At 68.3% G+C, this 1,017-nt stretch carries 1 protein-coding gene; it reads left to right on the forward strand.

Annotated elements, in window-relative coordinates:
- Positions 1–1,017, forward strand: a 1,017-nt coding sequence (locus tag IVB27_RS09210) for a VCBS domain-containing protein (RefSeq protein ID WP_247443041.1), incomplete at both ends; no start/stop codon positions are given.

Here is a 1,017-nt window from a genome sequence, read left to right on the forward strand (position 1 = left end):
CGGGGCCTGGAGCTACGCCGGCAACGGCGCCCATGATGAGCTGACCGCGGGCCAGCAGGTCCAGGACCAGTTCACGGTGACCAGCCAGGACGGCACCGCGAGCGGCATCGTCACGGTGACCATCACCGGCAGCAACGATGCGGCCACGGTCTCGTCGGACTCGAAGCCCGTCACGGAAGGCGACACTGCCGCCGCGTTGAACGCCTCGGGCCAGCTCACGATCGTGGATCCCGACAGCGGTGAAGCCCACGTCGTGGCCCAGAGCAACGCCCACGGGACCTACGGCGACTTCACGATCGATGCCAACGGGGCCTGGAGCTACGCCGGTAACGGCGCCCACGACGAGCTCACCGCCGGCCAGCAGGTCCAGGACCAGTTCACGGTCACCAGCCTGGACGGCACCGCGAGCGGCATCGTCACGGTGACCATCACCGGCAGCAACGATGCGGCCACGGTCTCGTCGGACTCGAAGCCCGTCACGGAAGGCGACACTGCCGCCGCGTTGAACGCCTCGGGCCAGCTCACGATCGTGGATCCCGACAGCGGTGAAGCCCACGTCGTGGCCCAGACCAACGCCCACGGGACCTACGGCGACTTCACGATCGATGCCAACGGGGCCTGGAGCTACGCCGGCAACGGCGCCCACGACGAGCTCACCGCCGGCCAGCAGGTCCAGGACCAGTTCACGGTGACCAGCCAGGACGGCACCGCCACCGGCACGGTGACGGTGACCATCACCGGCACCAACGACGTAGCGTCGGTGAGCTCGGACTCCAAGTCCGTGACCGAGGGCGACATTGCCGCGGCACTGAACACCAGCGGGCAGCTGACCATCACCGACCCGGATACGGGCGAAGCCCATGTCGTGGCGCAGAGCAATGTTCATGGCAGCTATGGCGACTTCAGCATCGATGCCAGCGGGGCCTGGAGCTACGCCGGCAACGGCGCCCATGATGAGCTGACCGCGGGCCAGCAGGTCCAGGACCAGTTCACGGTGACCAGCCAGGACGGCACCGC

This window comes from Bradyrhizobium sp. 197 (assembly GCF_023073375.1).
In the GTDB taxonomy this organism is placed as follows: Bacteria; Pseudomonadota; Alphaproteobacteria; order Rhizobiales; family Xanthobacteraceae; genus Bradyrhizobium.